The organism is Mycobacterium sp. TH-M15 (genome assembly GCF_057473705.1).
On sequence record NZ_JBYCLB010000135.1, the window covers coordinates 1 to 6,842 of the forward strand.

Below are 6,842 nucleotides of genomic sequence, written 5' to 3' on the forward strand. Positions count from 1 at the left end.
GCCGGATCGTGTCGGTGCCGAGTCCCGATCTGCGGCTACTGTCCAGTAACATACCATCCGAACAGGAGGTCTGGGCGATGGAAGTGCTGGTCACCGGCGGCGACACCGAGTTGGGGCGCGCGATCGCCGAAACGTTCCGGGACGCCGGCCACGCCGTCACGCTGACCGGGGTGAACTCCGCGGAGTTGACGGCGACCGCCGGGAGGTTCGACGCCGAAGCCGTCGTCTGCGACGGCACCGACCCGGCTGCGCTGGCCGCCGCGCGCGAACTCTTCCCGCATCACCTGGACGCCATCGTGCACATCCCGGTGCCGCGACCGCTCCCGGGTGACCCGCGCAGCTGCCCGCTGCCGGAGCTGGCGGCGGTCTGGCGCAACGCCTTCGACACCACCGTGCTCTCCGCCGTGCTGACCGTGCAGGCCGTCGGCGACCACCTGAAGGCCGGCGGGTCGATCGTGTCGGTGGTGCCCGAGCCCGCTCACGACGGCAGCGGCGCCGCCGCCAAGGCCGCGCTGGCCGACTGGACGGCGGCCCAGGCCGTCGTGTTCGGCACCCGCGGGATCACCGTGAACGTCGTCGCGACCGGCAGCGGCAGCACCCCCGGCTACGACGGGTTGACCAGCGCCGCCCCGCCGGTCAGCGCCGAGATCGCCCGGCTGGCGCTGTTTCTGACCACGCCGGCCGCCCGGCACATCACCGGCCAGACCCTGCACGTGAGCCACGGGGCCCTGGCACACTTCGGCTGAGCCGACCGGCCTGGTCATGGCCGCCGTGAAGTGGCTAATCACACAGCGGCCGGATGCGGGGGCCCGGATTTGGGTCGGCTAGCGTATTGGTGAACGCAGTCGTCGTCAAGGAGCAATCCAGTCCCATGAGCGCCCAACCCCAGACCGCTGCGCAGGATCCGCAAAACCGCCGCCACCAAGTAGTCGTCATCGGCTCCGGATTCGGCGGGCTCAACGCCGCCAAGAAGCTGAAGCGGGCCGACGTCGACGTCAAGCTGATCGCCCGCACCACCCACCACCTGTTCCAGCCGATGCTGTACCAAGTCGCCACCGGGATCATCTCGGAGGGGGCGATCGCCCCGCCGACCCGGGTGGTGCTGCGCCGGCAGCGCAACGCCCAGGTGCTGCTCGGCGACGTCACCCGGATCGACCTGGCCGGCCGGTGCGTCACCTCGGAGCTGCTCGGGCACACCTACCAGACCCGGTACGACAGCCTGATCATCGCCGCCGGGGCCGGCCAGTCCTACTTCGGCAACGACCAGTTCGCCGAATTCGCCCCCGGCATGAAGTCGATCGACGACGCGCTGGAGCTGCGCGGCCGCATCCTGAGCGCGTTCGAGCAGGCGGAGCGCTCCAGCGACCCCGAGCGGCGCAAGAAGCTGCTCACCTTCACCGTCGTCGGCGCCGGACCGACCGGGGTGGAGATGGCCGGACAGATCGCCGAACTGGCCGCCTACACCTTCAAGGGCGCCTACCGGCACATCGACTCGACCAATGCGCGGGTGATCCTGCTCGACGCCGCCCCCGCCGTGCTGCCGCCGATGGGCGAGAAGCTGGGCCGCAAGGCCGCCGAGCGGCTGCAGAAGCTGGGCGTCGAGATCCAGCTCGGCGCGATGGTCACCGACGTCGACCGCAACGGCCTGACGGTCAAGGACGCCGACGGCACCGTCCGGCGCATCGAGTCGCAGTGCAAGGTGTGGTCGGCGGGGGTTTCGGCGAGCCCGCTCGGCCGGGATCTGGCCGGGCAGTCGGCGGTCGAGCTGGACCGCGCCGGCCGGGTGAAGGTGCTGCCCGACCTCTCGGTGCCCGGCCACCCGAACGTCTTCGTCGTCGGCGACATGGCGGCGGTGGACGGCGTGCCCGGGGTGGCCCAGGGCGCCATCCAGGGTGGAAAATACGCGGCGCGCACCATTCGGGCCGAGCTCGACGGGGCCGACCCGGCCGACCGCACCCCGTTCCAGTACCTGGACAAGGGGTCGATGGCCACGGTGTCGCGCTACTCCGCGGTGGCCAAGATCGGCCCGGTGGAGTTCGGCGGCTTCGTCGCCTGGCTGGCCTGGCTGGTGCTGCACTTGGCCTACCTGATCGGTTTCCGGACCAAGATCCTCACCCTGGTGTCCTGGGCCGGAACCTTCGTCAGCAACCGGCGCACCCAGCTGACCATCACCGAGCAGCAGGCGTTCGCCCGGACCCGGCTGGAACAGCTCGAGGTGCTGGCATCCGAGGCGCAGCGCGGCGCCGCCGAGAAAGCGGTGAGTTAGCCGGTCCGGTCAGCCGCGCGGGTGAAGGTTCTGCAACCGGACCTGACCGCGGGCGACGTCACGGCCGGCGTCGTCGGTGATCACCACCAGCCACAGCTGCTGACTGCGGCCCCGGTGAATCGGGGTCGACACCGCGTGCACGGTGCCGGCGGAGACGGCGCGCAGAAAGTCGGTGCTGTTGTTGACCCCGACCACCGCACCGCCGGTGCCGCCGTCCGGCCGATTCAGCCACAGGTAGGCCGAGATGCTGGCGATGCTCTCCACGATCGAGCAGTACACCCCGCCGTGCACGATCCCGTGCGGCTGAAGCAGTTTGGGCTGAATGTCCAGCTGCGCGCGGGCGCCGTCGGGACCCAGTTCGGTGAGGACCAGCCCGATCTCGTTGTCGAACGGCGAGCTGTCGAAGGGCGCGCCGAGACTCGGCGGCGCGATCGGGTCGGCCACGGTGTCGTGTCTACACCACCGGCGAAATCGCCGGCGCCGGCACCGACCGCGCAGTCGACGTCGCCGCCGCCGGGCGGCGCGCGGTGCGGCTCGGCCGGACCCGGCAACCGTCATACGACCAGCTGTAGTGGACCGGGTAGGCTGGTGCCGGCTCGCGAGGTGGACGGGCGACGGCAGCGCTGAGGCAGGCGGGGAGTTCGGCATGGCGAGACTGACCCACTTGGGCGACTTGGAGCGGGCCGTGATGGACCAGCTGTGGGGCTCGCCGGGGCCGCAGACGGTGCGTCAGGTCCACGAAGCGCTCTCGGCGCACCGCGACCTGGCGTACACGACGGTGATGACCGTGCTGCAGCGGCTGGCCAAGAAGAATCTGGTCGTGCAGCTACGCGACGACCGGGCACACCGCTACACCCCGGTGCGCACCCGTGACGAGTTGGTGGCCGCCCTGATGGTGGACGCCCTGGCCCAGGCCGCCGACCCGGGCGGACGGCAGGCGGCGCTGGTCAGCTTCGTCGAACGGGTCGGCGCCGACGAGGCCGAGGCGCTGCGCCGGGCGCTCGACGACCTGGAGAGCCACCGCAGCAGCCGACCCGCTACCGGTCGGCCCACCGCCTGAGAGAGACTGGCACCGTGTTCGCCCTGGCCTTCACCGTCGTCGCGGTGCTGCTCGTCGGCCCGGTGCCGGCGCTGCTGGCGCGGGCCCAGTGGCCGTTGCGGGCACCGCGGGCCGCGGTGGTCCTCTGGCAGGCGATCGCCGCGGCCGCGGTGTTGTCGACGTTCAGCGTCGGGATCGCGATCGCCAGCCGGCTGCTGATGCCCGGCCCCGACGGCCGGCCCGCCGCGACGCTGCTCGGCGACTGCACCCGGCTGGGCTGGCCGCTGTGGACCACGTACACGGCCACGTTCGCGCTCACCGTCCTGGTCGGCATCCGACTCGCCGTGGCGGTGGTCCAGGTCGCGGTCGGCACCCGGCAGCGCCGGGCCCGACACCGCACCCTGGTCGATCTGCTCGACATCGCACCGGCACCGGCGGGGTCCCCGGAGAGCGGCCGAGCCGACGGGCTGCGAATCCTGGCGGTCCCCCAGCCCTTGGCGTACTGCCTGCCGGGGATGCGCAGCCGGGTCGTGCTGAGCGCGGGAACGTTGACGGCCTTGGCCGACGACGAAATCAGCGCCGTCCTGGGCCACGAGCGGGCACACCTGCGGGCCCGGCACGATCTGGTGCTCGAAGCGTTCGTCGCGCTGCACACCGCCTTCCCCCGCTTCGTCCGCAGCGCCAGCGCACTCGGCGCGGTGCGGCTGCTGGTCGAACTGCTGGCCGACGACGCCGCGGTCCGGGCGACGGGTCCCACTCCGCTGGCCCGCGCGCTGGTGACCTGCGCCGGCGGCCGCGCACCCACCGGGGCGTTGGCGATCGGTGGCCCCAGCACCGTGCTCCGGGTGCGCCGGCTCGCCCAGCCCGGCAACAGCCGGACGCTGGCGGCCACCGCCTATGCCGCCGCGGCGGCGGTGCTGACGATGCCCACCGTCGGCCTGGCGTTACCCTGGCTGACCGAACTGCACCGGTTGCTCGCCGGCTAGCCGAGCGCGCACCCGCCGGCCGCACCGGCCAGCCGACCACCGACCGACGACCCCGGAGGCGAACAGATGACCATGGCCCACAACAGCGGCAGCGGCGGTGGCACCGCCGACATCGGGGTGACCGGCCTGGCCGTGATGGGTTCCAACATCGCCCGCAACTTCGCCCGACACGGGTACACCGTGGCGCTGCACAACCGGTCGATCGCCAAGACCGATGCGCTGGTGGCCGACCACGGCACCGAGGGCAGCTTCGTGCGCACCGCGTCGATCGCGGAATTCATTGCCTCGCTTAAGAAGCCGCGCCGGGTGCTGATCATGGTGAAAGCCGGCGACGCCACCGACGCGGTGATCGGCGAACTGGCCGACGCGATGGAGCCCGGCGACATCATCATCGACGGCGGCAACGCGCTCTACACCGACACCATTCGGCGGGAGAAGGCGATGACCGAGCGCGGGCTGCACTTCGTCGGCGCCGGCATCTCCGGCGGCGAGGAAGGCGCGCTGAACGGGCCGGCGATCATGCCGGGCGGACCGGCCGAGTCGTACGCCTCGCTGGGCCCGCTGCTGGAGGAGATCTCCGCGCACGTCGACGGGGTGCCGTGCTGCACGCACATCGGCCCGGACGGGTCCGGGCACTTCGTCAAGATGGTGCACAACGGCATCGAGTACGCCGACATGCAGCTGATCGGCGAGGCCTACCAGCTGCTCCGCGACGGCCTCGGCCTCCCCGCACCGCGGATCGCCGACGTCTTCGCCGACTGGAACACCGGCGAGCTGGACAGCTACCTGGTGGAGATCACCGCCGAGGTGCTGCGCCAGACCGACGCCACGACCGGCAAGCCGCTGGTCGACGTCATCCTCGATCGCGCCGAACAGAAGGGCACCGGCCGCTGGACGGTCAAGTCGGCGCTCGACCTGGGCGTGCCGGTGACCGGCATCGCCGAAGCGGTCTTCGCCCGCGCGCTCTCCGGGTCGGTCGCCCAGCGCAGCGTCGCCGCCGGCTTCGCGTCCGGCCGGCTGGCCGAGCGGCCCGCCGACCCGGATGCCTTCATCGACGACGTCCGTCGGGCGCTGTACGCCTCCAAGATCGTCGCCTACTCGCAGGGCTTCAACCAGATTCAGGCCGGCAGCGCCGAATACGGCTGGGACATCACCCCCGGCGACCTGGCGACGATCTGGCGCGGCGGGTGCATCATCCGGGCCACCTTCCTCAACCGGATCAAGGAGGCGTTCGACGCCGAGCCGGATCTGGCCAGCCTGCTGGCCGCGCCGTACTTCCGCAGCGCGGTGCAGGCCGGCGTGGACAGCTGGCGCCGGGTGGTGGCCACCGCGGTCACCCTGGGCATCCCGGCGCCCGGCTTCTCCTCCGCGCTGGCCTACTACGACGGCCTGCGGGCGGAACGGCTGCCGGCCGCGCTCACCCAGGCGCAGCGCGACTACTTCGGCGCGCACAGCTACGGCCGGGTCGACACGCCCGGCGCGTTCCACACCCGGTGGAGCGGTGATCGCGGGGAGGTGCCGGTCTAGAGCCGCCGCGCGCTGGCCGCCCGACGGCAAAACGGGCCCGAATCCGAGATAATGCGGTAGCCATGAGATTCCTAGACGGCCACCAACCCGGGTATGACCTCACCTACAGCGACGTCTTCATCGTCCCCGGCCGATCCGACGTCGAGTCGCGGCTGGACGTCGACCTGTCCACCGCCGACGGCTCCGGCACCACCATCCCGGTGGTGGTGGCCAACCTGACCGCGGTCGCCGGCCGGCGGATGGCCGAGACGGTGGCCCGGCGCGGCGGCGTCGTGGTGCTGCCGCAGGATCTGCCGGTCGACGCGGTCCGCCGCAGCGTCGAGTTCGTCAAGAGCCGCGACCTGGTGGCCGACACCCCGGTGACGCTCTCCCCCGACGACTCGGTGTCGGATGCCGTCGCGCTGATCCACAAGCGGGCGCACGGGGCGGCGGTGGTGCTGCGCGACGACCGCCCGGTGGGGCTGGTGACCAAGACCTGCTGCGAGGGCGTGGACCGGTTCACCCGGGTGCGTGACGTCGCGATCCCCGACCTGGTCAGCGCTCCGGCCGGCACCGATCCGCGCAAGGTCTTCGACCTGCTGGAGAACCACCCGATCGACGTCGCGGTGCTGACCAACCCGGACGGCACCTTAAGCGGCGTGCTGACCCGCACCGGAGCGGTCCGGGCCGGGATCTACCGGCCAGCGGTGGACGCCGACGGACGGCTGCGGATAGCGGCCGCCGTCGGGATCACCGGCGACGTCGCCGCCAAGGCCGCCGCCCTGGTCGACGCCGGGGCGGACCTGCTGGTGATCGACACCGCGCACGGCCACCAGGGCAAGGCATTGGCCGCGATCCGGGCCGTCGCGGCGCTGCGGACCGGGGTGCCGCTGGTCGCCGGCAACGTGGTGTCACCGGAGGGCACCCGGGACCTGATCGAGGCGGGCGCCGGGATCGTCAAGGTCGGTGTGGGCCCGGGCGCGATGTGCACCACCCGGATGATGACCGGGGTGGGCCGGCCGCAGTTCTCCGCCGTGCTGGACTG

7 protein-coding genes are annotated in these 6,842 nt (G+C 72.2%); 6 read left to right on the forward strand and 1 reads right to left on the reverse strand.

What is annotated here, in order from left to right; all coding sequences use genetic code 11:
- The first annotated feature begins 77 nt into the window (after positions 1 to 77).
- A complete protein-coding gene (locus AC2VNT_RS03345) occupies positions 78 to 746 on the forward strand; it encodes an SDR family oxidoreductase (protein WP_486945514.1) in 669 nt (222 codons plus the stop codon).
- Positions 747 to 871: 125 nt separating this feature from the next.
- A complete protein-coding gene (locus AC2VNT_RS03350) occupies positions 872 to 2,266 on the forward strand; it encodes an NAD(P)/FAD-dependent oxidoreductase (protein WP_486945509.1) in 1,395 nt (464 codons plus the stop codon).
- 9 nt (positions 2,267 to 2,275) lie between these two features.
- Here the strand turns inward: AC2VNT_RS03350 and AC2VNT_RS03355 are convergent, their stop codons facing one another.
- Positions 2,276 to 2,710, reverse strand: coding sequence for a PaaI family thioesterase (locus tag AC2VNT_RS03355; protein WP_486945510.1), 435 nt, complete (start codon positions 2,708 to 2,710; stop codon positions 2,276 to 2,278).
- A 202-nt stretch (positions 2,711 to 2,912) separates the two neighbouring features.
- Here AC2VNT_RS03355 and AC2VNT_RS03360 point away from each other — a divergent pair, with 202 nt between their 5' ends.
- From AC2VNT_RS03360 to AC2VNT_RS03375, 4 genes are all read left to right on the forward strand, one after another.
- A complete protein-coding gene (locus AC2VNT_RS03360) occupies positions 2,913 to 3,326 on the forward strand; it encodes a BlaI/MecI/CopY family transcriptional regulator (protein ID WP_486945511.1) in 414 nt (137 codons plus the stop codon).
- Between the two features lie 14 nt (positions 3,327 to 3,340).
- Positions 3,341 to 4,291, forward strand: coding sequence for a M56 family metallopeptidase (locus AC2VNT_RS03365; protein WP_486945512.1), 951 nt, complete (start codon positions 3,341 to 3,343; stop codon positions 4,289 to 4,291).
- Between the two features lie 72 nt (positions 4,292 to 4,363).
- Entirely contained in the window at positions 4,364 to 5,818 is a 1,455-nt protein-coding gene (gene gndA / locus AC2VNT_RS03370; RefSeq protein ID WP_486945515.1) for an NADP-dependent phosphogluconate dehydrogenase, read from the forward strand.
- 62 nt (positions 5,819 to 5,880) lie between these two features.
- Positions 5,881 to 6,842 (forward strand): IMP dehydrogenase (locus AC2VNT_RS03375; RefSeq protein WP_486945513.1); only part of this gene is annotated, 962 nt, incomplete at its 3' end.

Bases quoted from the DNA above. Each gene is read 5' to 3' on its own strand.
- AC2VNT_RS03345 (WP_486945514.1), top strand. From the start codon at position 78: ATGGAAGTGCTGGTCACCGGCGGCGACACCGAGTTGGGGCGCGCGATC.
- AC2VNT_RS03350 (WP_486945509.1), top strand. From the start codon at position 872: ATGAGCGCCCAACCCCAGACCGCTGCGCAGGATCCGCAAAACCGCCGC.
- AC2VNT_RS03360 (WP_486945511.1), top strand. From the start codon at position 2,913: ATGGCGAGACTGACCCACTTGGGCGACTTGGAGCGGGCCGTGATGGAC.
- gndA (WP_486945515.1), top strand. From the start codon at position 4,364: ATGGCCCACAACAGCGGCAGCGGCGGTGGCACCGCCGACATCGGGGTG.